Consider the following 22,250-nt stretch of genomic DNA (forward strand, 5'->3'; position numbering starts at 1 on the left):
AAGGTTAATTTGAAGCACCTGCTGCTAAAAACTTTAATGCCTTGTGTGTGCTGTATTATAGGCTTGACATCGCTTTCAGTTGCGTACGCAGGCTTTTTCGGGCCAGACCTGAATGGTGACAGGTCAGTTTTATCCATTGAAAAGTACCGTTTTAATCCTGCAATAAGCTGGGGAGATGAGTTCAACTATACCGGGGCACCAGATTCGGCTAAATGGGGACTGGATGAGGGAAATGGCTATTACGGTTGGGGAAACAAAGAACAGCAATATTATACCCGCAGAATTGACAATGCTGTTGTAAAAGGCAATACACTTCAGATCATTGCCAGAGCAGAAGCATTCCATGGATTTCAGTTTACTTCAGCTAAGCTGAATACACTTGATAAACGAATGTTCCAGTACGGAAGGTTTGAAATACGCGCAAAATTACCGGTCAGCGGCGGGATGTGGCCTGCAATTTTTATGTTTGGAGAAGACCATCAATGGTACAATTTACAAAGCTGGCCTGATTGCGGAGAAATTGATCTGATCGAGCTTAACGGAAATGCGCCACATTTGATCCATAACCACATTCATTCCGGTTATTTTAATTATGCCAGGGGAAGACCAGCGGGGCACCAGACTTCTGTTTCCGGGAATGCAGGTAAATTTAACATTTACAGGATAGATTGGACACCTGATTATATCAGATGGTTTATAAACGATGTGCAAAGTTTTGAGTTTAAAAATGATGGTGGCGGTCATAGCCACTGGCCATTTGACGATTGGTTTAATCTGGTGCTTGCCTTATCTGTAGGTGGTAATTTTGTGGGCACAATTGACCAGTCAGCATTGCCCCAAACCTATGAAATTGATTACGTACGCTATTATAAATTGCTGGGAGGCTATGGCAAACCGCCAAAAATCCGGCCTGCCGCGCCTGTTCTTGCTGTTAAACACGCCATGAAACGCAAAGGGGAATCATTTACATTTGCCATCAAGTCCAAACCCTCAAAATCTACCATTAAATGGTATGCAAATGGTGGTTTTATAGCCAGTGGGGATGCTGTTACCCTTCCACCTGCCACCCCTTTGGGAATTTATACCGGTGCAGTAACAGCAGTGGACAAGACAACAGGTATTTCTTCCAAAGCGGTAGCCATATCGATCAAGGTTGTGGCAGAACCCTGATCCATATGATCATCCAATTTTTAATGCTATATTTATATGGCCTGGCATAAATCTTGTTTCGCAGGTATCGGATATTAATTATTTTTAACTATGGATTTTGGAAAGGTAGCCGCCTCTGCCCTTGCCGGCGTCGATTTTACACTGCCCGAAGACGGTAAACAAACTGCTGAGACCCTGAAAGGCCTTAAACCTGTTGCAGCTCCTGATTTTTATATTGGTTGCGCCAAATGGGGCCGAAAAGAATGGGTAAACATGATTTACCCCCCAAAAACGAAAGAAGCCGACTTTCTGGATCAATATGTAAAGCATTTCAATTCCATAGAACTGAATGCCGTTTTTTACAGCATCCCTAATGCTGAACTGATCCGCAAATGGCGGATTAAGGCGGAAGAAAATTCAGTGAACGGCTTTGTTTTTTGCCCCAAATTTTCCAGGACCATCAGCCATATCAAAAGGCTAAAGGATGCGGAAGTACCTACCGACCTGTATTTGTCCAGCATCTCTGAATTTGGTAAATTCCTGGGTCCCTGCTTTTTGCAGCTGGGTGATAACTTTGGCCCCAAAAATTTTGAAGTACTTGAAAATTACCTGAAGCATTTGCCCCATGATCTGGGAGTTTTTGTGGAGCTGAGACATGAAGAATGGTTTTCGGACCGGGATATGCGCAGCAGGCTTTTTGAACTGCTGGCCAGGTTAAACAAGGGGGCGGTAATTACCGACGCCAGCGGAAGACGGGATTGTCTGCACATGGAGCTGACTATCCCCGAAATATTTATCCGCTTTGTAGGCAATGGTCAGGAATTTAAGGATTCTGACTTTGCAAGAATTGACGACTGGGTAGCGAGGATAAAGACCTGGCTGGATAAGGGATTAAAAAAGGTATACTTTTTTCTGCACCAGCACGATGAAAAGGATACCCCGATCCTGGCAAATTATACGATCCAGCAATTCAACCAGCATTTAGGGGCTAAAGTGGCCGAAGTTGATTTCATCAATGAGCCTAAAGAAATTACAAAACAAAGAGAATTATTTTAAATACTATACTTAATTTGTAGACATTATTATTTACCTTGTATACGTAATTATTTACACCTTAAAATATATATTATGAGTTTAAGAATAGGGGACACAGCGCCCAATTTTAAAGCACAAACTTCTATCGGTGACATTGACTTCTATGAATTCTTAGGAGATAGCTGGGGGGTGTTGTTTTCTCACCCGGCAGATTATACACCGGTATGTACTACCGAGTTGGGCCGTACTTCCGCATTAAAATCGGAATTTGAAAAAAGAAACGTGAAAGTATTGGCCTTGAGCGTAGATTCTGCGGAATCACATAAAGGCTGGATCAAGGATATCAATGAAACCCAAAATACTGAGGTAGATTTTCCAATTATTGCTGATGAAGATAAAAAAGTGGCTGATCTGTATGATATGATCCATCCCAATGCATCAGAAACCTTAACCGTACGTTCTTTATTTATTATATCTCCAGATAAAAAGGTAAAACTGATGCTGACTTATCCTGCATCTACCGGCCGTAACTTTAACGAGGTATTAAGGGTGATCGATTCTTTGCAACTTACTGCCAACTACAGTGTGGCTACACCAGCCGACTGGGAAGATGGTCAGGATGTAGTAGTGATGAACAGCATCAAAACGGAAGACATCCCTGCAAAATTCCCGAAAGGGCATAAAGTGATCAAACCCTACCTGAGGACAACACCTCAGCCAAATAAGTAAGCTGATTATAGTTATAAAAAAAGGCAGGATATACATCCTGCCTTTTTTTATGGGCCTTTAACTTAGCGTTCTGCTAAAAATTTCTTCCAGTTCCTGAAATTTTGCCTTGATCTGCTGATTTAGTTTTGGTTCCCTGCCTTTTGCGGTTAATTCATCCAATTCGCTCAATACATACATGCCCAGTTGGATGTCACGGACAGAACTATGTTGCATCGCTGGCGTCAGGGACGCCATGTAACTCAGTTCTCCGTCTAAAAAGGAAAGCGTTTGTCTGGCCAGTAAGCTGGCGTTCTGCCGGTCATTCAGGCGGTTCAGGGTGCTGATGGTTTGCAGCCTGTTCAGGGTGTCATGAAGGGAATATAGCTTTAAAGGAAGTTCTTTTATGCTTTTTGTCATAACTTGCTGCGCCATGGTCTTCTTTCCTTCAGTAATCAGGTTGTTTGCCAGTGCATTTTGAAAAACCCAGGTATCATTGGCTACCCTGCGGCTTTCCGGATCAAGGTACTTCGTTTTATGGAAGGCTTTGAAATTCATATTACGCATGGTATTGTGGTACATGACCGCTGTATGGGTTACTTCAGATTTATCACGGTGGTCGTTCGCTGCTTTTTGATAAGGGAGCAGGCGGTAGGCATAACCTTCCAGCTGCAGGTATTTATCCAGGCCGATATAGGTGTCCTCTGACAGGGAAGAACCGAAGTAAACCGGCCTTTCCCAGTTGTTGTGTACCAGAATATCAAAAATGGCCAGATCAGCCTTGGTGGCAAAATCTTTTTTAAAATCCCATTCCATTTTTGCGGCCACTTTGTTCAGGTCTTTAGCAGCTATTGTTTTTGTTTTGACCAGCTGCCGGGCATCGATACTGAGTTTTAGCTTTTTGGTGGGCAGAAAGTTTTCAAAAGAACCGCCCTGCATTTCCACTTTATCTTCCTTGCTGTCTGAGGTGAGTACGGCCAGCAGATCTTTGAGTTCTACACTATCCGTAAAGCCGTAATCAACGTAAGGGAAGTAATCGCGTACCCCTTTCTGGTATTGATGGCGTTCCATGGCAATCGGCAGCGGGGCAGAGTGATAAGCTTGTTTTTTTAGCTGATCGATGTAGTCGCTGTCTGCTAAGAACTGCAGGTTCACTACCCTCACATCAGTTCTGATGCCTTCTACTTCCTGTGCATACCATAATGGATAGGTATCGTTATCCGCATTGGTAAAGAGGATGGCATTTGGCGCACAGGAATTGAGGTAGTTTTTGGCAAAATCTATTGCGGTCCGTTTGCCAGAACGGTTGTGGTCGTCCCAGCCCTGGCTGCCCATGAGTACCGGAGCTGCCAGCAGACCACATATGGTTGCGATGGCAAGGCTTACTTTAGCCGGTGCAAAACGTTGAAACAATGACTTGACGGCCAGTACACCAAAACCTATAAAAATGGCAAAGGCATAAAATGAACCTACGTAAGCATAATCGCGTTCCCTGACCTGTAAGGGCTCCTGGTTCAGGTAAAATATAATGGCCAGTCCGGTGCAAAAGAAAAGTGTGGCAATGACCAGCGTAAGCTGTTTGTTTTTCCGGTACAGAAAAACAATTCCCGCCAGTCCCAATAGCAGGGGCAGGCCATAGAATACATTGTTGCCTTCATTTTCTGTAACCGATGGCGGGAGTTTAGCCTGGTTCCCCAGACGCAGGGCATCCAGACTTTTTATCCCGCTGATCCAGTTGCCTTCCTTAAAGCTGCCCTGGCTATGGATGTCGTTCTGCCTGCCGGCAAAATTCCATAAAAAATAGCGCATGTACATAAAGCCAACCTGGTAGCTGCCAAAAAAGCTCAGATTTTGGCCCAGACCGGGTGTTTCGTTTTCTCCGAGGCCCAGCCAGTTGCGGTAAAAGGCGATGTGATTGGGTTTCTGGCTGTAAGTGCGCGGAAAGATCAGGTTGTTGTCGTATTCGGCCTTATAGGTTTTGCCAGATTCTTCATATTTTTCATCACCTTTCCTGTACTCGGTCCCGGTTTCTTTGATGCCGGTTTGCCGGGCATCAAAAGTACGGCCGTATAAAAGCGGGGTATCCCCGTAACTGGTGCGTCCAAGATAACCGTAAAGGGAAAAAGGCTGGTCCGGATTGGACAGGTTGATGTTTGGTTTGGCATTTGCCCTGATCACGATCATGAAATAGGAGCTGAAACCGAAAAGAATAAATGCAACACAGACCAGCGCCAGGTTAAGCTTATATTTTCGGTGTTTAACTGTATAATGAATGCCAAAAGCAATCAGGCTGATGACGATCAGGATAAATGTGATGGCACCGCTGCCAAAACCGAGGCCCAGGGTATTGACAAAGAACAGGTCGGCCTGGGCGGCACTGAGTACCAGGTATTGCACAATCGCAAACTGCACCAAGCCTACCAGCAGGCAGCCAAACAGCAATGCTTTAATGGTTCCTTTTACATCGGGCTTTGGCACTGTTTTATAATAATAGACCAGCACGATGGCTGGAATGGCCAGGAGGCTCAGCAGGTGTACCCCAATGGACAGGCCAACCATGAAAGCAATGAATACCAGCCAGCGGTTATCAGGTTCATTTTCCCATTTCAGGATCGCCCAGAACACAATGGCGGTAAAAAGTGTTGAAAGCGCATATACTTCGGCCTCTACTGCCGAAAACCAGAAGGTGTCAGAAAAAGTATAGGCCAGGGCCCCAACGCCGCCAGCTGCCATCACGCTGAAGATCTGGATATTGTTTTTTTCTTTAGGATAGAGTTTGGAAGCCAGGGCGGTGATGGTCCAGTACAGGAACATGATGGTAGCTGCACTGAAGAGTACGGAACTGAAGTTGACCCAGTAAGCGATCCTGGTGGTATTGCCCATGGCCAGCAGGGAGAAGAACTTGCCGATCATCAGAAAAAGGGGGGCGCCGGGCTGGTGCCCTACTTCCAGCTTATGGGCAGCGGCTATAAATTCTCCGCAATCCCAGAAACTAAGCGTGGGTTCCATGGTAAGCCAGTAAACTAGAGTGGCCATACCAAACAGTATAAAACCGGCAAGGTTGTTCAGACGCTGATAGGTGTTCATGATTTGTTTTTGATTTAGGGTTAATCAAAAATAAATAAATCATTAGGATACAGGTCTTTGTAAATGTTAAAGTTTGTTAAAGAATGTTAAAACGAAGTGGTTAATAATGCTGTATGATGGTTGCATCAACAACAATGTAGCCATCGTTCCTGCTTTGCGTGAAGATCAGGAACTGATGTTTGTCCGGTTTGATCTTATATTTTTGAACCAGGTTTTCGGCCCTGTCCCTGTAATTTCTGACGATTACATTTCCGCGGAGCATTTTTTCTTTCTTCAGCTCGCCAGGATTAATGACGCGGTGGATTTTAAATATCCTGCCAGGAAACAAGCTGTTGATCTGGTCTGAAGTGTACAGTTGGGTTTGTATGTTTAGTTTTTTCAGCCCATAGTTTAAGCCGATGAGGTTAAATCCACCACTTTTAAGCAGTGCGGCATCAGGCTCGTACAAATAGCCATGGGGAGTACTTTCCAGTAATTTAGCTGCGGTAACTTCTTCAGCGCCTTTAAAAAAACCAAATGCTTTTTGTGTTTCATTTAAGCTCACCGCAGTAACCTGTATGGTCTTGGTGGCTGTACTCTTCAACACCCAAAGCAATTCTTTTACTTCATTTTTTACGCTCAGGATGTAAATTTCGCTTACATTTTTAAGTTCTTTTAAGCCTGCGGAAAGGTCTAACAATGGCGCTGTTTTGATGATGATCTTTTGGGATTTAGCGAGCAGCAGGTCCAGGTGTACCGTTATATCCGGCGTGCAGTCTTTGAGCATAAATACCTTACCGGCCGTACTTCTTCTGGCCGGATCTATATAAATGGTATCGAATTTTGCCGTGCTGTCCTGCAGATACCGGATCCCGTCGGTGGCTATAAACTGCGTGTTGTGCTGCTTAAATATGCCGGCATTGTAAGCGGCGATTGCAGACAGTTCAGGATTAATTTCACAATGGCATACGGTTTCAGCAGCTTTTGCAAAATAATGTGCATCTACACCAAAGCCGCCTGTAAGGTCAATTACATGCTTTCCTTTGAGCAGCTTTGCTTTATAGGCAGCAGTGCTTTCTGAAGAGCATTGTTCGATGGAAAGGGCTGGGGGATAATAAATGCCATCCTGATGATACCAGGAAGGTAATTTCTTCGCTGATTTTTTTTTCGCGGCAATCTGGCCCGCCAGTTCCCGGGCTTCAATATCCGGGAAAGGACTTTTGGCCATGGCAATTTTATGCACATCATCGTTTAAGTGATGGCTGATGTAGTCCTGAACGGTGTTGTCTAAAATGTGCTTGTTCAATAACCTGTTTTATACTGTGTTTATTTTATCACGCATTACAATCTGGCAGGTATTCCTGCTTTTTACTTCCAAAAGTATGTTTTTATTTACCGAAACCCGGTCAATTGTTTCCTGGTTGTAATACCTGATGGTTACGAGTTCTACATTGGTATTGTATTTTACTTTGTAATCTTTAGAGAGATCGGCCATTAAGCGTTCCAGTTTCAGGGCGTCATGATCAAAGCTGATGGAGAAACTGATGGCCGAGTTGAGCATGGTATTGATTTTAACCCTGTGCTTATGGAAAAGGCTGAAAATCTCGCTCAGGTTCTCTTCGATAATAAAAGAAAAATCTTTAGGGAATATAGAGATCAGTGCCTGGTTCACCTTAAAAATGAAAGAAGGGACAGGCAGGTGGTTCTTCAATTCAGTAATGTCGGTTCCCTCGGCTTCCGGCTGAAGAAAGGAGCGGACATGCAGGGGTATGCTCTTGTTCTGGATTGGCTTTATGGTTTTGGGATGGATAATGGTTGCCCCATAATAGGCCAGTTCGATGGCATCATGATAGGAAAGTTGTGGAATACGCTCGGTTTCATCAAACCATTTCGGGTCTGCATTCAATACACCGGGCACATCTTTCCATATCGTTAAAGAGGACGCGTTTAAACAGGCAGAAAAGATGGCGGCCGAATAATCAGAACCATCACGGCCAAGGGTGGTGGTGAAGTTTTCACTGGTACTGCCAATGAAACCCTGGGTAACGGCAATGTTTTGCTGCAGTAAAGGTACCAGGTTTTTCCGGATCTCTGCTTCCGTTTTATCCCAGTTTACCAATCCCTCGCGATAGGTATTGTCTGTATGGACGTAATTGCGGGCATCCAGCCATTTGACATCGTTGCGCAATGTTGCCAGCCAGGCTGCCAGTATTTTAGAGGAAACGAGCTCCCCGATAGAAACGATCTGATCGTAAATATAATCGGCGGCATCGTCAGGCTCTTCTTCGATCAGCCAGTCTATTTCTACAAAAGTGTTCATCACCTCATCATATACCGGATGGCTGTGATCGGCAAACAACTGGTGTAAAACGTTAAAATGGTACAGTTTTATGGCCTCGAATATTTGCTGCATGTCGTCATGCCCGTTCAGATAGGCCCTGCACAAGTCTTCCAGCTGATTCGTGATTTTCCCCATTGCGGAAACCACAACCAGTAATTCATTGCCCTGATGGCGGTTGATGATGGATGAAACGTTCTTTATTCCTTCGGCATCTTTCACGGATGCGCCACCAAATTTAAATACTTTCATTGGATTAATATGTTTTTTAACTGTGATGAAGCTATCATGTTTAGCTCATTGCTATTGATAATCGTAAACTCATGATGGTCTCATCTGTTAATTTTCGGGGTTTAATAAACTGTTGGGCCTTGCAACTTCTTTGAGCGCTGCAAAAGGAACAAGCAGTTCCGTTGTGCCAAATGCGTAAGCTTTGATCTCGTAGGGGTTGTAAAGGAATTTTAATCCTTCTCTGGCAATGGTGAAATTCTGGTTTAAGCTAAATTTGTCATTTTCAAAGAAGTAGCTGTCCTTCAGGCTGGCCGTAGCGGAGATCTTTTCATTTTTTCTGAAGATCTTTTCTGCAATTGCAGTTAGGGCTGGCATGCTGCCTGGTTTGATCAGGGAATCGAGCAGGATTTCCTGATGATTTGTCGGGTTGTAGTTCAGGTAGGTAAAAGCACTGTTTGGATGTGCCCCGCCCTCGTAATTGACATAAGTGTACAATAGGGAAAGGTAATCCGGCTGTTGTGCAATAACTTCTACCTTCCCATTCATAAACCAGGTTTGTGCATAGGCTGCATTGTCTTTGCTGAAATCGTCAAAATTTTTAACAAAAGCAGTTGCGAAATCTTCATAAGAGCTGTAGTGTTCTCCTTCGTTGGCTGAATTCATTACTTTTTGTTCAATAAACTGATTAACTTTTTGATCTGCAAATACCGGGTAGGAGATCACTGCTTTAGTGGTATCCTTCAGATTTTCGGTGCCGGCTATAGGATGTTTGCTGTACACTTTAACCGAATCATATTTAAAAGACAACTGATCTGCAGCTTCAGCAGCAGTGGTATCTGCATTGCTGCTGGCTTTCTGCTCGCTTTGGCAGGCTGAAAAGCTGGCTGCCATTAACAATATATATAGTTTTTTCATCGGTATTTATTATTCGTTATATGCTATTGTTTTTTGTACTCATGAGTTCTGACGCGGTTTGTATTTTACCGGTAACATTATACCTGGTTTCGCAGTTCGGCAACCTTTTCTGTAGAAAAAGAGGCGTTTAACCAGCCGGCTTCAAGCTGGGCGTCGTATTTATCGTAAAAATTAATGGCTGGCCGGTTCCAGTCCAGCACCTGCCAGGTCATGCCCTTAAAGTTCTTTTCTTTTGTTTCTTTGATGACCGCCTCAAAAAGCAATTTTCCAATCCCTTTGCCCCTATATTCTTCGGTTACGATAAAATCCTCCAGGTATAAACGGCGGCCTTTCCAGGTAGAGTACCGGGTATAATAGATCGCAAACCCGGCAATAAACCCATTTTCTTCGGCTACGAATGCGTCCCAGACTTTTTCTTCGCCAAAACCGGCAGCTATGAACTCATCCAGCGTAACCGTAACTTCTTCCGCTGCCCTTTCATAAACAGCCAGTTCATTTACCAGTTCCAGTAATCTCGCGCAATCTTCTTTTACTGCTACTCTTATCGTAAAGCTCATTCTGCTGTGTAATGTTTAATCGTTCTTTTTCCAAAAATGTTGCTGCCAATGCGTACCATTGTACTGCCCTGCTCGATTGCCAGTTTATAATCGCCGGACATGCCCATGGAAATTTCTTTAAAATAAGCTGCCTTTCTAAAGAAACTTAGTTTAATGCCGTCAAACAGCACTTTAAGTTCATGAAACTCATCTGATGTTTGTTTTTCTAGAGCATGGTTACTGGCAATGCCCATCAATCCAACAATACGTACATTTTGCATCGCCGCAAATTCATCAGAACGCAACAGTGCTATGGCTTCGTCAAAGCCAAGACCGAACTTGGTATCTTCATCTGCAATATAGATCTGCAGCAGGCAATCGATCACCCTTTTATTTTTGGCCGCTTGTTTGTTGATCTCGGTTAATAATTTTAAACTGTCTACTGATTGGATCAGACTTACAAACGGAGCAATGTATTTGACCTTATTGGTTTGCAGATGGCCGATCAGGTGCCACTCAATGTCCTGAGGCAATTCAGCCTGTTTTTCAACCAGTTCCTGTACAATGTTTTCTCCAAATATCCTTTGCCCCGCCTGGTATGCGGCTAACACTGCATCGGCTTGCTGATACTTGGATACCGCGATTAATTTGACGGATGCCTGATCCAGTTCGCTTTTATATTTTAATAAGTTATCTGCTATACTCATTTATCAGTATTTTTGGTAAAATTAATAACCTTAGCGAACTTTGTCTAAGAAATAATGATGTTTTAACATAATGAGGAAAATTCTGTATATCCTAATTGTCTTTTTTTCCATTTCAGGCTGTAAACCGGGTATACCCAAGGATATCATACAGCCGGATGATATGGCCATGGTATTGCACGATATCCACCTGACAGATGGTTTGGTTAACAATGTAGGCCGTCCCGATTCTGCCAAGATCATCGCAGCAGCTTATTATAAAGGGATTTATAAAAAATACAATATTGATTCGGCCTTGTATGCCAGGAGCATGGCTTATTATTACGACGATCCTAAAGCATTGAATGCCATTTATATTAAAGTAACCGGTAAACTGGGCAAAGAGAGGGATGTCATTGTAAAAGCAGATTCGCTGATGAGTGCAAATGAGGTATTAAAAATAAGGCGGAGGGCTTTAGCTGATTCTACAAGAAAGGCAGATTCTCTGTTTTGGTCCAACTTTTTGCTGAGGGATACTGCCAGAAGCAAAGATCTGCCTATTGAGCATACGGAGGTGATCAAATTAAAAATGCGCTATAAGGGGCCAAAAGATTTAAAATAAGTATGTTATATCCGGAAAATTGTTTGGAGCGTTTGGGTTTTAATGAGGTAAAACAGCTTATCCACAAACATTGCTTAAGCCCAATGGGGCAACAAATGGTTGCAAAAATGCAGGTGATGGCCAAATTTGACCAGATCAATAAATTCTTGCGGCAAACACAGGAGTTCAAAAGTATCCTTGAAAACCAGGAGCCCCTGCAGATCAGTACCTTTTTTGACATTAAAAGCCTGGCCGAAAAGATCAGGGTAGAAGGTACCTACCTGGTAGAGGATGAGCTGCACCAGATGTACGCTTCATTGCAAACCGTATTTTCGGTATTGCGTTTTTTTGAAGAACGTGCGGCTGTATATCCTAACCTGGAGGCCTTGTTTGAACATCTGCCGGTAGAAAAGAACATCCTTAAAAAGATAGAAACTGTACTTGATCCAAAAGGTAAGATCAAACCAAATGCATCGCCTGCACTGCAGCAGATCATCGGTGACATTGCAAAAGCGGAGCAGGACGTACGTAAGCGCATGGATTCCATTTACAAACAGGCGGTAAGCAACAATTGGGTTGCCGATGGCAGTTTAACCATACGCGACGGCAGGATGTGTATCCCGGTGCTGGCCGAGAATAAACGGAAGCTGAAAGGTTTTGTTCATGATGAATCTGCAAGTGGACAAACGGTATATATTGAACCAGAGGAAGTTTTTACTTTAAATAATAAATTGAGGGACCTGGAATTTGACAAGCGCAGGGAGATCATCAGGATATTGATTGCGCTGACCACAGAATTGAGGCCTTACACACCTTTACTGTTGTCTTATCACGGTTTTTTGACCAAGCTGGACTTCGTGCGGGCGAAAGCTTTGTTTGCCATTGATGTAGAAGCGGATATGCCGGTGCTGATCAATGCGGCAAAGACCAGGCTGATCAATGCCAGGCATCCTTTGCTGTACCTTTCCTTTAAGGAAGATAAAAAGACGGTGGTGCCTTTAAATATCCACATCAACGAAGAACTGCGGGTCGTATTGGTTTCGGGGCCCAATGCAGGTGGTAAATCGGTATGTATGAAAACAGTTGGCCTGCTGCAGCTGATGGTGCAATCTGGTTTGCTGATCCCTGTTCATGAATCGAGTGAAGTGGGGATATTTGACCATATCTTTGCCGATATCGGTGACGACCAGTCTATAGAAAGTGACCTGAGTACTTACAGTGCCCACCTTACCAAAATGCGCTATTTTGTGGCCCATGCTACACCAAAATCCCTGGTGCTGATTGACGAATTTGGCACGGGTACCGATCCGCAGTTTGGCGGCCCCATGGCGGAAGCGGTGCTGGAAGTACTGAACAATAAAAAAGTAAGAGGGGTGATTACTACCCATTATTCTAATTTAAAGCTGTTTGCCGGCAATACGCCCGGGCTTGAAAATGCTTCCATGCTGTTTGATAATGACCGGATGAAGCCGCTTTATATCCTGGAAATGGGCAAGCCAGGCAGCTCCTATGCCTTTGAGATTGCACAGAATATCGGACTTCAAAAGGAAGTGCTTGAACTGGCAAGGGCTAAAACAGGGACCAATCAGAACCGGGTAGACAGTTTACTGGTTGACCTGGAAAGGGAGAAGAAACAGATCTACGATACCAAACTCCATTTGTCCAATCAGCAGAACAAGGTGAGGAACCTGGTAGCTGAAAACGAAAAACTGAAAGCTTTTCTGGACGAGAACAAAAAGGTGCTGATCAAGGAAGCGAAGCTGGAGGCCCAGAGCATCATTAGAAATGCAAATAAACTGGTTGAAAATACCATTGCAGAGATTAAAGACAAGCAGGCAGACAAAACGGTAACCAGGGAACTGAGGCAAAACCTCCAGAAAGTACTGGTGCAAAACCAGGTAAAGGAAACGGAAAAACCGGAGCCTGTTATGCCGCTGAACCTGAATACACCTATTGAAGTGGGCGATTGGATACAGCTGAAGGACAGTGAAACCACAGGCCAGGTTCTGGAGATCAACAGGGACAACATGGTGGTGGCGCTTGGCGACCTGCGTTCTGTTTTAAAAAAGAACAGGGTGTATAAGATTAGTAATAAAGAGGCAAAAAAGGCAGCACAGCGCAATTCTTATACCGGTAGTGTTGCTGAGGCCATCAGCAATTTTAACGCGGAGCTCGACCTTAGGGGGATGCGGGGCGAAAATGCGCTGCATGAAGTGGAAAAGTACCTGGACAAATCCATTATGCTGGGTTTTCCATTTGTGAAGCTGATCCATGGTAAGGGGGATGGCATTTTGAGAAAGCTGATCAGGGAATACCTTAAAAAGTACAGCCAGGTGAACCGTGTAGAGGATGAGCATGCTGACCGCGGTGGTGATGGTATTACATATGTTTATTTTAATTAAACATATTTAAAATGAGTGTGTTATATTATATAACTTATTTTCCTGACCTCAAATCTAAAAAATATGAAAACCCTCGCTATAAGTATCTTTACCCTGCTGCTTGCTTTTTATGCCTGCAAAAAGAATAAAACACCCGGCAAGGAAGAGGAGCAGCTTCCGGATGTGGAATTGAAAACAAGAACTGTAAGTACCGGTCTTTCGCACGTATGGGAAATGGTTTACGGCCCTGACCAGCAATTGTGGATCACCGAGCGTGGGGGCAAGATCAGTCGCGTAAACCCGCAGACCGGTGCGGTTACTTTATTGCTGAATGTGCCCGATGTGGTTTCAGATGGAGAAGGGGGCTTGCTGGGCATGGCCATAAACCCGCAGTTCAATACCAATCCATGGGTATATGTGGTTTACAATTACAATTCCGGTTCGGGCTATAAGGAAAAGGTGGTGCGCTATACCTATTCGGGCAGCAGTTTAGCCTCACCTTTAACGATACTTGATCTTATTCCGGCGGCATCTATCCATAACGGATCGAGGCTGTTGATTACCGGCGATCAAAAGCTGTTGATCACTACCGGAGATGCCAGTGCTGCTGCAAATGCACAAAACACAAGTTCGCTATCCGGTAAAATACTGAGGGTAAATATGGATGGATCCATTCCTGCTGATAATCCGATCCCGAACAACAGGCTCTGGACTTACGGGCACCGTAATCCGCAGGGGCTGGTACAAGTGGGTAGCAGACTTTATGCTTCAGAGCACGGGCCAAATAACGACGATGAGGTTAACCTGATTGAAAAAGGACGTAATTATGGCTGGCCGAACGTGGAAGGCTTTTGCGATAAGCCGGCAGAACAAACTTTTTGCAGCGCAAACAATGTGGCAGCGCCCTTAATGGCCTGGACACCTACCATTGCTACCTCCGGTTTAACCCATTACAACTCGGACTTCATCCCCCAGTTTAAAAACTCCCTCTTGCTGCTCAGCTTAAAAGCTTCGAAATTTACCCAGCTTAAGCTGAATGAGGCTGGTGATAAAATACTGGGGAGCAAAGATTTTTTTGTAAATGAATTTGGCCGCTTAAGGGCCATATGTCAGTCGCCTGATGGAAAAATATACATCGGCAGCAGCAATGGCAGCAACGATAAGATCATAGAAATTGCCAAATAGTTGGTCGGTTCGCCGGATATAGTATAATTTAGCAGCAAAATCTAAGGATATGATCAATAAAGTTGTTTCAGGTGCTGAAGAAGCGATAAAAGATATTGACGATGGCAAAACCCTGATGCTTGGCGGATTTGGCTTATGCGGTATTCCGGAAAACTGTATTGCGGCGCTGGTAAAAAAGGGCGTTAAAGGCTTAACCTGTATTTCCAATAATGCGGGAGTAGATGATTTTGGCATTGGTTTAATGCTGCAGCAGCGCCAGGTTAAAAAGATGATCTCTTCTTATGTAGGTGAAAATGCGGAGTTTGAACGACAGCTGCTGAGCGGAGAGCTGGAAGTAGAACTGATTCCGCAAGGTACGCTGGCCACCAGGTGTATGGCAGCCGGGTATGGAATGCCAGCCATATTTACACCAGCAGGAGTGGGAACTGAGGTGGCTGAAGGTAAAGAGATCAGGAATTTTAAGGGTAAGGATTATTTGATGGAATATGCCTTTGAAGCTGATTTTGCCATCGTAAAAGCCTGGAAGGGAGATACGGCCGGCAACCTGATCTATAGGTCTACCAGCAGAAATTTTAATCCGGTGATGGCTATGGCAGGCAAAGTAACCATTGCTGAAGTGGAAGAACTAGTGGAAGCCGGGGCGCTTGATCCCGATCAGGTCCATACCCCGGGTGTCTTCGTTCACCGCATTTTTAAAGGGGCGAATTACGAAAAAAGAATTGAACAACGCACAGTAAGAACCAAAGGATAGTTCCATAAAAATATGCTGGACAAGAACGGAATTGCGCAACGTATCGCAAAAGAAATACGCGACGGATATTATGTAAACCTGGGAATTGGTATTCCGACATTGGTAGCCAATTACATCCCGGAAGGAATCCATGTGGTACTGCAGTCGGAGAATGGCCTTTTGGGTATGGGACCTTTCCCTTTTGAAGGGGAGGAAGATGCCGACCTGATCAATGCAGGTAAACAGACCATTACTACTTTACCGGGATCATCTATTTTCGATTCGGCTTTAAGTTTTGGGATGATCAGGAGCCAGAAAATTGACCTGACCATTCTTGGAGCTATGGAGGTATCTGAGAACGGGGACATTGCCAACTGGAAAATTCCTGGTAAAATGGTTAAAGGGATGGGCGGGGCTATGGACCTGGTGGCCTCTGCTAAAAATATTATTGTTGCCATGCAGCATGTGAACAAGGCAGGGGAAAGCAAGTTGTTGCCCGAATGTACTTTGCCTTTAACCGGTGTAAAATGTATCAAGAAGATTGTAACCGAGCTTGCTGTATTGGATGTATTGCCCGAAGGAGGCTTTAAACTGCTGGAAAGGGCACCGGGTGTGAATGTCGATTTTATCAGGCAATCTACCAGGGGTAAGCTGTTTGCAGCTGATTATATCCCGGAAATGGTATTGAGTTAGTCTTTTTTGCAGTATTTTTCTTTCAGGTCTCCAGAGATCTTTTCCGTTATTTTAATGATGTCATCAGGTGTGTCGTTATTGTTGATCACGATGGTATCGCATGTCCCCTTATAGGGAAGCAGGAACTGCTGGTATGCAGGCACGACATGGTTATGCCATTTGTACAGCACATCATCTTCCGGATAACCGCGTTCCATTCCATCACGTCTGATGCGACGTTGCAGGGCAACGCTGTTTTCCGCTTCCACGAAGATCCTGTGGTTTAATAAAGCGGCTATTTCTTTAAAATGTAAAATGAAAAGGCCCTCTACAATAAGAATAGGTGCGGGGCTGATCTCCAGGATCTTGGTAACTGCCAGGGGATTGTTAAAATTGTACTCCTTTTTATAGATGACCTCACCTTTCATCAGTTTTTTAATGTCGAGCAAAAACTGTTCGTGATCGATGGTCGAGGGCAGGTCGAAATTGTATAATTTGTTCTCTTCCTGGGTCATTTCTCCGGCTGGGAAATAGTAATCATCCTGTGAAACCAGGGTTACTTCGTCCTGTTTAAAATGATGCAGAAAAGAGTTTAAAAAAAAAGTCTTGCCCGAGCCGCTGCCTCCGGCAATACCAATCAGGAAAGGTTTATTGTTCATTGTCCTGGCCGCCGTAGGTTAAATTGCAATAAAACCGCTTGTCTAAGGCACCCAGTGCGTCAGCAACAGCTTTAGTCATTACAATGATCACATCTTTTGTGGATTCATTCTCTGTGAATTTACCAACAACTTTGGCGAAAGTAGAGCGGTTGGTCATGGGATTGGTGATTTTCATTACCGTTCCAATAGGGGCAGTACGGTGCAGTACCAGCATTTTTGAAGGGTCCAGGTCTGCATCGGCAATCCAGATGCCTGTTCCTTTCTCGTCCATCTGGTTCAGGCCGTACCGGCTTGCAGGATACCTTAAGGCCGGATCTTTAATGGAATTTAAGGTGTCCGCAGGGTTATCTTCAGGTGTATGCGCAGTTTTTACGGGGTATTGGCCCCTGATCAGCAGTTTCTGACCAACATACAACGAGTTGTCTTTCAGGTTGTTTTTGACCTTTAACTGGTCCATTGTCATTTTGTAGGTGGTGGCTATGGAATATATGGTTTCATTAGAGCCAACGGTGTGTACCAGAAGTGCTTCCTGTTTTTCTGCTGCAGGTTCATTTTTTGCAGGAGCCTGTTCCGTTTTTTTATACCTGTTTTCAGGAGGTATGGATGTTTTAACGGGAGTTTCTTCTTTTTTGGGTTGTACAGTTTCTTTTTTGGGTTGTACAGTTTCTTTTTTGGGTTGTACTGCCGGTAACTGGGCACTTTGGTCAGGTACTTGTTCTGCTGGTCTTCCGGGGATTTTCAGCAACTGTCCAATCTGGAGGTTTATTGAATTCAGGTTATTAACCCGTTTAATTTCGTTAACTGTTGTGCCATACTTCTCGGCCAGCATGTTCAGGTTTTCCTTCTTCTGCACCACATGTTCTGTCAGTTCTGCATCGCCGGTACCCCTGGAAACAGCTGCATTATTTATTTTGCCGGGGGCAGTTGCGGTTGCATTAAAAGGGATGTTTGTAGGTATTTTAATGATGACGCCAATTTGTAAAAACTTATTGTCGTTAAAGGTCATGATGTCTTTGGGAACAACATTGTAACGCCGGCCCATGGAGTAATAGGTGTCTTTGGCAACCACCTGATGTACAATGAGTTTTTTTCCGTTATAGTTTTCTACTCCTATCGAATCCCTGGGCCTGGCCGCACTGGCCGACAGGTTTAAAAGAAGAGCGAATACGGATACTATATAATATTTATGCATTAATGTCTTTGTAAATTTTAAAGGGCAATTATACGAATAATATAAATAAAGCGTCGAATTCGATTATTAAACGTTCTTTTTATGGTCCTATTGTTTGTTTTGGAAACATTTTTAAAAACCATTTTTTAAGTTAACTGTTATGCTTAAAAGTATTCAATATACAACAAAAAGCATAAAAATAAATAAATACCATGGACGCAAAAGAAATCAGTTTAAGCGAAAAGCAAGTAAAACCTGTAGTAGACATGTTAAATGATTACCTGGCCAATTACCATATCCATTACCAGAAATTAAGAGGTTGCCACTGGAATATTAAAGGCCAGAATTTTTTTACCTTACACATTAAATTTGAAGAGTTGTATACCAACGCCCAATTGACTATTGACGAGATTGCAGAGCGTGTGCTTACCCTGGGCAAGCCACCGCACAGCCGTTTCGCAGATTATATCAAAGAATCAGCCATTAAAGAGATCAATACCATAGGCATGAAAGACCTGGATATGGTAGACGCCATTCTGGAAGATATGGCTAAATTAATTGAACTGGAGCGCGACCTGCTGGAAGCCACAGATAAAGCCGGTGACGACGGTACCAATGATATGGTAAACAGGTTTATGCAGTTTAAAGAGAAAAATACCTGGATGCTGCGTTCCTTTGCCGGGAAAAAGTAATGCCTGTTAAACAGAAAAGCCCTGCCCGCAAGCAGGGCTTTTCTGTTTAACAGGCATACTTAAAACCATAATTCTTTAATATCTTTGAACCGATGGGATATAAAAGCTTAGCAGATTGCGTGGCAGATCTGGAAAAACATGGTCATTTAATTCGCATAAAAGAAGAGGTGGATCCTTATCTTGAAATGGCGGCTATTCATTTACGTGTATATGAAAAAAAAGGACCTGCCCTGTTTTTTGAAAACGTTAAAGGGAGTAAATTCCCGGCTGTTTCGAATTTGTTTGGTACACTTGAACGTTCCAAGTTCATGTTCAGGGATAGCCTGCCCAAAGTAGAGCAACTGGTAAACCTGCGTTCCGATCCTGTTAAAGCCCTTAAAAATCCTTTGAAGCTTCCAGGTATCGGCTTTACAGCCCTTACTGCATTGCCCTTAAAACAAACCTTTAAATCGGTGTTCAGTAAAACCACCATCAGCGAATTGCCACAGATCGTGAACTGGCCTATGGATGGGGGACCTTTCATTACTATGCCACAGGTGTACACAGAAGATATAGATAAGCCGGGAATTTTGAATGCCAACCTGGGCATGTACAGGATCCAGCTGGCTGGTAACGATTATGAACTCAATAAGGAAATAGGCCTGCATTACCAGATCCACCGTGGAATAGGAGTGCACCAGAGTAAAGCAAATGCCAAAGGCCAGCCCCTGAAGGTTAGTATCTTTGTTGGCGGACCGCCGGCACACCCGCTTGCTGCAGTGATGCCTTTGCCGGAAGGGCTTTCGGAAATGACCTTTGCCGGGGCTTTAGGTAATAGAAGGTTTCGGTATTTTTATGATGAAGAAGGTTTTTGCCTTTCAGCCGATGCTGATTTTGTAATTACCGGAACGGTTTATCCGCAAGAGAATAAACCAGAGGGGCCATTTGGTGATCATCTGGGTTATTACAGCCTTACCCATCCTTTTCCCTTGATGAAAGTGCATCAGGTTTACCACCGTAAGGATGCCATCTGGTCCTTCACTGTAGTAGGCAGACCGCCCCAGGAGGACACCAGTTTTGGTGCCTTGATCCATGAAATTGCCGGATCAGCCCTGCCGAAAGAGATCCACGGTTTAAAAGAAGTAAATGCTGTTGACGCTGCCGGCGTCCATCCCTTATTGTTTGCTATAGGCAGCGAAAGGTATACTCCATTTCTAAAGGAACGCAGACCTCAGGAGATCCTGACCATCGCCAACCATGTTTTAGGAAAGAACCAGCTTAGCCTGGCCAAATACCTGTTTATTGCTGCCAGGGAAGATGATGAGCATTTGGATACGCATGACCTTTCCGGTTTTATGCAGCATGTACTTTCGAGGATGGACTTTAAAACAGACCTTCATTTCCATACCAATACGACTATAGATACACTGGATTATAGCGGTGATGGACTCAATAGTGGGTCGAAAGTGGTTTTTGCCGCCGCAGGCGTCCAAAAAAGAATACTGATCAATGCGTTGCCCAAAGGCTTTACACTGCCGGAGCCGTTTGAAAGTTATGAACTGGCTATCCCGGGTGTTCTGGCTGTTAAGTCCGATTCCTATATTGACCAGGCACATACTGAACAGGAGCTCATTTTACTGGAACAGCATTTAAAGGGACAGCAAACTGAGGGGCTTGCACTGATCGTTTTGTGCGATGACGCACAGTTTACGGCAAAGAACATCCACAACCTGGTTTGGGTCACTTTCACCAGGAGCAATCCCGCAGTAGATATACATGGACTGGGGAGTTTTATCCATCATAAACATTGGGGCTGCAGGGGGGCGGTTATCATTGATGCGCGTAAAAAGCCGCACCATGCGCCAGAACTGATCAAAGATGAGACTGTGGAAAGGAACATAGAAAGATTTGCGCTTAAAGGGGCTTCTTTACACGGGATTTTATCATAAAAAAAGCCGGAGTTTAAACCGGCCTTTTTATCATGTGAAGAAATGGTCAAATGTGTTTAGAAACGAATCCCAAAAGTAAGGAATACATTGTTATTGGCGTTTTTAAGGCTCGCAACAGGTGCAGTGCTGTTATTTAAGGTGTAAGGACTTAATCTGTCCTGAGATTCCATACGCTGATAAGCAAGGTCTATATAATACTCGTTTACCCTATAACCTAAGCCTGCGGAGTAATACCTGGTGTCAAATATGTTTTGGCTGTCATCTTTTAAAGGACTGCCATTTAAACCATAACCTGCTCTTAAGCTCAGGTTCTCTATTTTATATTCAGCACCAACCCTGTAGTTTACTGCTGAGGTATACAGGCGTTTAATATCTGCGTTGTTGTCTATTATGGTCTGGTCAGCCATCCCTCCACCTTCCTGAGAAAAACGGGTGCTGGCATAATCAATGAAGTCTACATCTGCAGAAATGATCGCTTGTCCGCCAATTACGTAGCTTGCGCCCAGTGATCCTTTTAAAGGTGTTTTTAAACGGTAGGTATAATTGTAGTTAAGCGAATTCCGGTTCGGAAAGCGATCTCCCGATAGGGTAGTATACAGATTTTCCGAGTACATATCTTCTACATATAACCAGGTAGGCGTCTGGAAAGTGGCGCCTATCCTGAAATTGCCCGCTGGTCTGAAAATCACGCCTAAACGTCCGTTTACACCTGAAGCCTTGGTTTCCTGGTTTTGCGCATAAACATAGCTATAGTTCTCGTTCCCGGTAAAACCGTCAGTAGGGTCATAAGGGTTGACGGTACCTTTTTCTGTAAATTCTGAATCGCTGGTGTAACGTCCATTCACCATTCCGATGCTTGCACCAATGTACAATTGGTTAGAGATGTTCAAGGCACCGGAAAAATTCAGTTCAGAAGTTCCGCCTGAGGTGATCTGACTTTTCAGCTGATTGGCCCCAACTACACCATTTGTAGTATAGGTATTGGCATTGCCAGGTGTTCCATAATTGATGAGGTAGTCTTCAAATGCATAGTTCTCCAGGGAATTTGCAGCCAGGTCGCCCTGCGCATTTTTGGAGCCATTGGCCAGCTCGGCAAAATAAGTACGCATGGAATTCGCAGTGTTGTCTCCACCATAGCTGGTATGCTGGGTAAAGTCCGCATTCCGGTTAAAACCGATCCCGAATACAGTACTCAATACCCCTTTTTTGGTGTCGGCACCCTGCGCGCGATAGGTAGGGTTATACCATACCACACCGGCCTGGTTTACATTTAATTTGTTTCCTGAGTCGTTCGTCCTGGTTCCCAGGAAATCAGATTTTGAACTTGCACTGTTAAATTCAGGGGTAAAACTGAATTCCGACCTGGTGAAAAGACCAAGGCCAGCCGGGTTGCCCCCTAAAGAACTCATGTCTCCGCCAACGCCGATTTGGGCATTTCCCATTCCTTTAAACCTTGCTGAACTGCCATAATTTCCATTAGAGAAGCGGATGGCGTCACCTGCGTACTGCGCGTATGTTGTGCCTGTGGTAGCTACTATAGCTACCATTAGCATTTGTGTAAATTTCTTCATCT

19 protein-coding genes are annotated in these 22,250 nt (G+C 44.1%); 10 read left to right on the top strand and 9 right to left on the bottom strand.

What is annotated here, in order from left to right; all coding sequences use genetic code 11:
- Positions 1–9: 9 nt before the first annotated feature.
- The 3 genes from R2Q85_RS01030 to R2Q85_RS01040 all read left to right on the top strand — a co-directional run bounded on the left by R2Q85_RS01030 (position 10) and on the right by R2Q85_RS01040 (position 2,913).
- Positions 10–1,170: a glycoside hydrolase family 16 protein gene (locus tag R2Q85_RS01030; protein WP_316809875.1), complete on the top strand. Its 1,161-nt coding sequence runs from the start codon at positions 10–12 to the stop codon at positions 1,168–1,170.
- 90 nt (positions 1,171–1,260) lie between these two features.
- Positions 1,261–2,205, top strand: coding sequence for a DUF72 domain-containing protein (locus R2Q85_RS01035; RefSeq protein WP_316809876.1), 945 nt, complete (start codon positions 1,261–1,263; stop codon positions 2,203–2,205).
- A 72-nt stretch (positions 2,206–2,277) separates the two neighbouring features.
- Positions 2,278–2,913: a peroxiredoxin gene (locus R2Q85_RS01040; protein WP_316809877.1), complete on the top strand. Its 636-nt coding sequence runs from the start codon at positions 2,278–2,280 to the stop codon at positions 2,911–2,913.
- A 57-nt stretch (positions 2,914–2,970) separates the two neighbouring features.
- Here R2Q85_RS01040 and R2Q85_RS01045 read toward each other — a convergent pair whose 3' ends face one another.
- The 6 genes from R2Q85_RS01045 to R2Q85_RS01070 all read right to left on the bottom strand — a co-directional run bounded on the left by R2Q85_RS01045 (position 2,971) and on the right by R2Q85_RS01070 (position 10,682).
- Complete coding sequence (locus R2Q85_RS01045; RefSeq protein ID WP_316809878.1) at positions 2,971–5,976, bottom strand: DUF2723 domain-containing protein; 3,006 nt, start codon at positions 5,974–5,976, stop codon at positions 2,971–2,973.
- 100 nt (positions 5,977–6,076) lie between these two features.
- Positions 6,077–7,261, bottom strand: coding sequence for a hypothetical protein (locus R2Q85_RS01050; RefSeq protein WP_316809879.1), 1,185 nt, complete (start codon positions 7,259–7,261; stop codon positions 6,077–6,079).
- Between the two features lie 9 nt (positions 7,262–7,270).
- Complete coding sequence (locus R2Q85_RS01055) at positions 7,271–8,545, bottom strand: aspartate kinase (protein WP_316809880.1); 1,275 nt, start codon at positions 8,543–8,545, stop codon at positions 7,271–7,273.
- An 87-nt stretch (positions 8,546–8,632) separates the two neighbouring features.
- On the bottom strand, positions 8,633–9,439 hold the full coding sequence (locus tag R2Q85_RS01060) for a DUF3298 and DUF4163 domain-containing protein (protein ID WP_316809881.1): 807 nt from the start codon (positions 9,437–9,439) through the stop codon (positions 8,633–8,635).
- A 77-nt stretch (positions 9,440–9,516) separates the two neighbouring features.
- Positions 9,517–9,996: a GNAT family N-acetyltransferase gene (locus tag R2Q85_RS01065; RefSeq protein WP_316809882.1), complete on the bottom strand. Its 480-nt coding sequence runs from the start codon at positions 9,994–9,996 to the stop codon at positions 9,517–9,519.
- Complete coding sequence (locus R2Q85_RS01070) at positions 9,993–10,682, bottom strand: YggS family pyridoxal phosphate-dependent enzyme (RefSeq protein ID WP_316809883.1); 690 nt, start codon at positions 10,680–10,682, stop codon at positions 9,993–9,995. The genes R2Q85_RS01065 and R2Q85_RS01070 overlap by 4 nt, the downstream gene beginning before the upstream one ends.
- A 70-nt stretch (positions 10,683–10,752) precedes the next feature.
- Between R2Q85_RS01070 and R2Q85_RS01075 the strand changes: the two genes are divergently transcribed.
- The 5 genes from R2Q85_RS01075 to R2Q85_RS01095 all read left to right on the top strand — a co-directional run bounded on the left by R2Q85_RS01075 (position 10,753) and on the right by R2Q85_RS01095 (position 16,248).
- Positions 10,753–11,280 carry a DUF4296 domain-containing protein gene (locus R2Q85_RS01075; RefSeq protein ID WP_316809884.1) on the top strand — a complete coding sequence of 176 codons (528 nt, stop codon included), beginning with the start codon at positions 10,753–10,755 and terminating at the stop codon, positions 11,278–11,280.
- A gap of 2 nt (positions 11,281–11,282) precedes the next feature.
- Positions 11,283–13,661, top strand: coding sequence for an endonuclease MutS2 (locus R2Q85_RS01080; RefSeq protein ID WP_316809885.1), 2,379 nt, complete (start codon positions 11,283–11,285; stop codon positions 13,659–13,661).
- A gap of 63 nt (positions 13,662–13,724) precedes the next feature.
- Positions 13,725–14,825 (top strand): PQQ-dependent sugar dehydrogenase, encoded by a 1,101-nt coding sequence (locus R2Q85_RS01085; RefSeq protein ID WP_316809886.1) that lies wholly within the window; start codon positions 13,725–13,727, stop codon positions 14,823–14,825.
- A gap of 49 nt (positions 14,826–14,874) precedes the next feature.
- Positions 14,875–15,576 carry a CoA transferase subunit A gene (locus tag R2Q85_RS01090; protein ID WP_316809887.1) on the top strand — a complete coding sequence of 234 codons (702 nt, stop codon included), beginning with the start codon at positions 14,875–14,877 and terminating at the stop codon, positions 15,574–15,576.
- Positions 15,577–15,588: 12 nt separating this feature from the next.
- A complete protein-coding gene (locus tag R2Q85_RS01095) occupies positions 15,589–16,248 on the top strand; it encodes a CoA transferase subunit B (protein WP_316809888.1) in 660 nt (219 codons plus the stop codon).
- Here R2Q85_RS01095 and R2Q85_RS01100 read toward each other — a convergent pair.
- Entirely contained in the window at positions 16,245–16,886 is a 642-nt protein-coding gene (locus R2Q85_RS01100) for a uridine kinase (protein WP_316809889.1), read from the bottom strand. The two genes, R2Q85_RS01095 and R2Q85_RS01100, sit on opposite strands and share 4 nt — an antisense overlap.
- Positions 16,876–18,078 (bottom strand): LysM peptidoglycan-binding domain-containing protein, encoded by a 1,203-nt coding sequence (locus R2Q85_RS01105; protein WP_316809890.1) that lies wholly within the window; start codon positions 18,076–18,078, stop codon positions 16,876–16,878. Before R2Q85_RS01105 ends, R2Q85_RS01100 begins: the two co-directional genes overlap by 11 nt.
- A gap of 191 nt (positions 18,079–18,269) precedes the next feature.
- On the opposite strand from R2Q85_RS01105, the gene R2Q85_RS01110 reads away from it, so the two are divergent.
- Positions 18,270–18,749 (top strand): DNA starvation/stationary phase protection protein, encoded by a 480-nt coding sequence (locus R2Q85_RS01110; RefSeq protein WP_316809891.1) that lies wholly within the window; start codon positions 18,270–18,272, stop codon positions 18,747–18,749.
- A gap of 92 nt (positions 18,750–18,841) precedes the next feature.
- Complete coding sequence (locus R2Q85_RS01115) at positions 18,842–20,677, top strand: UbiD family decarboxylase (RefSeq protein WP_316809892.1); 1,836 nt, start codon at positions 18,842–18,844, stop codon at positions 20,675–20,677.
- A gap of 56 nt (positions 20,678–20,733) precedes the next feature.
- Here R2Q85_RS01115 and R2Q85_RS01120 read toward each other — a convergent pair whose 3' ends face one another.
- Positions 20,734–22,248 (bottom strand): hypothetical protein, encoded by a 1,515-nt coding sequence (locus R2Q85_RS01120; RefSeq protein WP_316809893.1) that lies wholly within the window; start codon positions 22,246–22,248, stop codon positions 20,734–20,736.
- Positions 22,249–22,250 lie beyond the last annotated feature (2 nt).

The organism is Pedobacter heparinus, assembly GCF_032678725.1.
Taxonomy (GTDB): Bacteria; Bacteroidota; Bacteroidia; order Sphingobacteriales; family Sphingobacteriaceae; genus Pedobacter; species Pedobacter heparinus_A.

What these genes read in the sequence shown, in the direction of transcription:
- R2Q85_RS01035 (WP_316809876.1), top strand. Translation starts at nt 1,261, where the DNA reads ATGGATTTTGGAAAGGTAGCCGCCTCTGCCCTTGCCGGCGTCGATTTT.
- R2Q85_RS01040 (WP_316809877.1), top strand. Translation starts at nt 2,278, where the DNA reads ATGAGTTTAAGAATAGGGGACACAGCGCCCAATTTTAAAGCACAAACT.
- R2Q85_RS01045 (WP_316809878.1), bottom strand. Translation starts at nt 5,976, where the DNA reads ATGAACACCTATCAGCGTCTGAACAACCTTGCCGGTTTTATACTGTTT.
- R2Q85_RS01055 (WP_316809880.1), bottom strand. Translation starts at nt 8,545, where the DNA reads ATGAAAGTATTTAAATTTGGTGGCGCATCCGTGAAAGATGCCGAAGGA.
- R2Q85_RS01060 (WP_316809881.1), bottom strand. Translation starts at nt 9,439, where the DNA reads ATGAAAAAACTATATATATTGTTAATGGCAGCCAGCTTTTCAGCCTGC.
- R2Q85_RS01065 (WP_316809882.1), bottom strand. Translation starts at nt 9,996, where the DNA reads ATGAGCTTTACGATAAGAGTAGCAGTAAAAGAAGATTGCGCGAGATTA.
- R2Q85_RS01070 (WP_316809883.1), bottom strand. Translation starts at nt 10,682, where the DNA reads ATGAGTATAGCAGATAACTTATTAAAATATAAAAGCGAACTGGATCAG.
- R2Q85_RS01075 (WP_316809884.1), top strand. Translation starts at nt 10,753, where the DNA reads ATGAGGAAAATTCTGTATATCCTAATTGTCTTTTTTTCCATTTCAGGC.
- R2Q85_RS01080 (WP_316809885.1), top strand. Translation starts at nt 11,283, where the DNA reads ATGTTATATCCGGAAAATTGTTTGGAGCGTTTGGGTTTTAATGAGGTA.
- R2Q85_RS01085 (WP_316809886.1), top strand. Translation starts at nt 13,725, where the DNA reads ATGAAAACCCTCGCTATAAGTATCTTTACCCTGCTGCTTGCTTTTTAT.
- R2Q85_RS01090 (WP_316809887.1), top strand. Translation starts at nt 14,875, where the DNA reads ATGATCAATAAAGTTGTTTCAGGTGCTGAAGAAGCGATAAAAGATATT.
- R2Q85_RS01095 (WP_316809888.1), top strand. Translation starts at nt 15,589, where the DNA reads ATGCTGGACAAGAACGGAATTGCGCAACGTATCGCAAAAGAAATACGC.
- R2Q85_RS01100 (WP_316809889.1), bottom strand. Translation starts at nt 16,886, where the DNA reads ATGAACAATAAACCTTTCCTGATTGGTATTGCCGGAGGCAGCGGCTCG.
- R2Q85_RS01105 (WP_316809890.1), bottom strand. Translation starts at nt 18,078, where the DNA reads ATGCATAAATATTATATAGTATCCGTATTCGCTCTTCTTTTAAACCTG.
- R2Q85_RS01110 (WP_316809891.1), top strand. Translation starts at nt 18,270, where the DNA reads ATGGACGCAAAAGAAATCAGTTTAAGCGAAAAGCAAGTAAAACCTGTA.
- R2Q85_RS01115 (WP_316809892.1), top strand. Translation starts at nt 18,842, where the DNA reads ATGGGATATAAAAGCTTAGCAGATTGCGTGGCAGATCTGGAAAAACAT.
- R2Q85_RS01120 (WP_316809893.1), bottom strand. Translation starts at nt 22,248, where the DNA reads ATGAAGAAATTTACACAAATGCTAATGGTAGCTATAGTAGCTACCACA.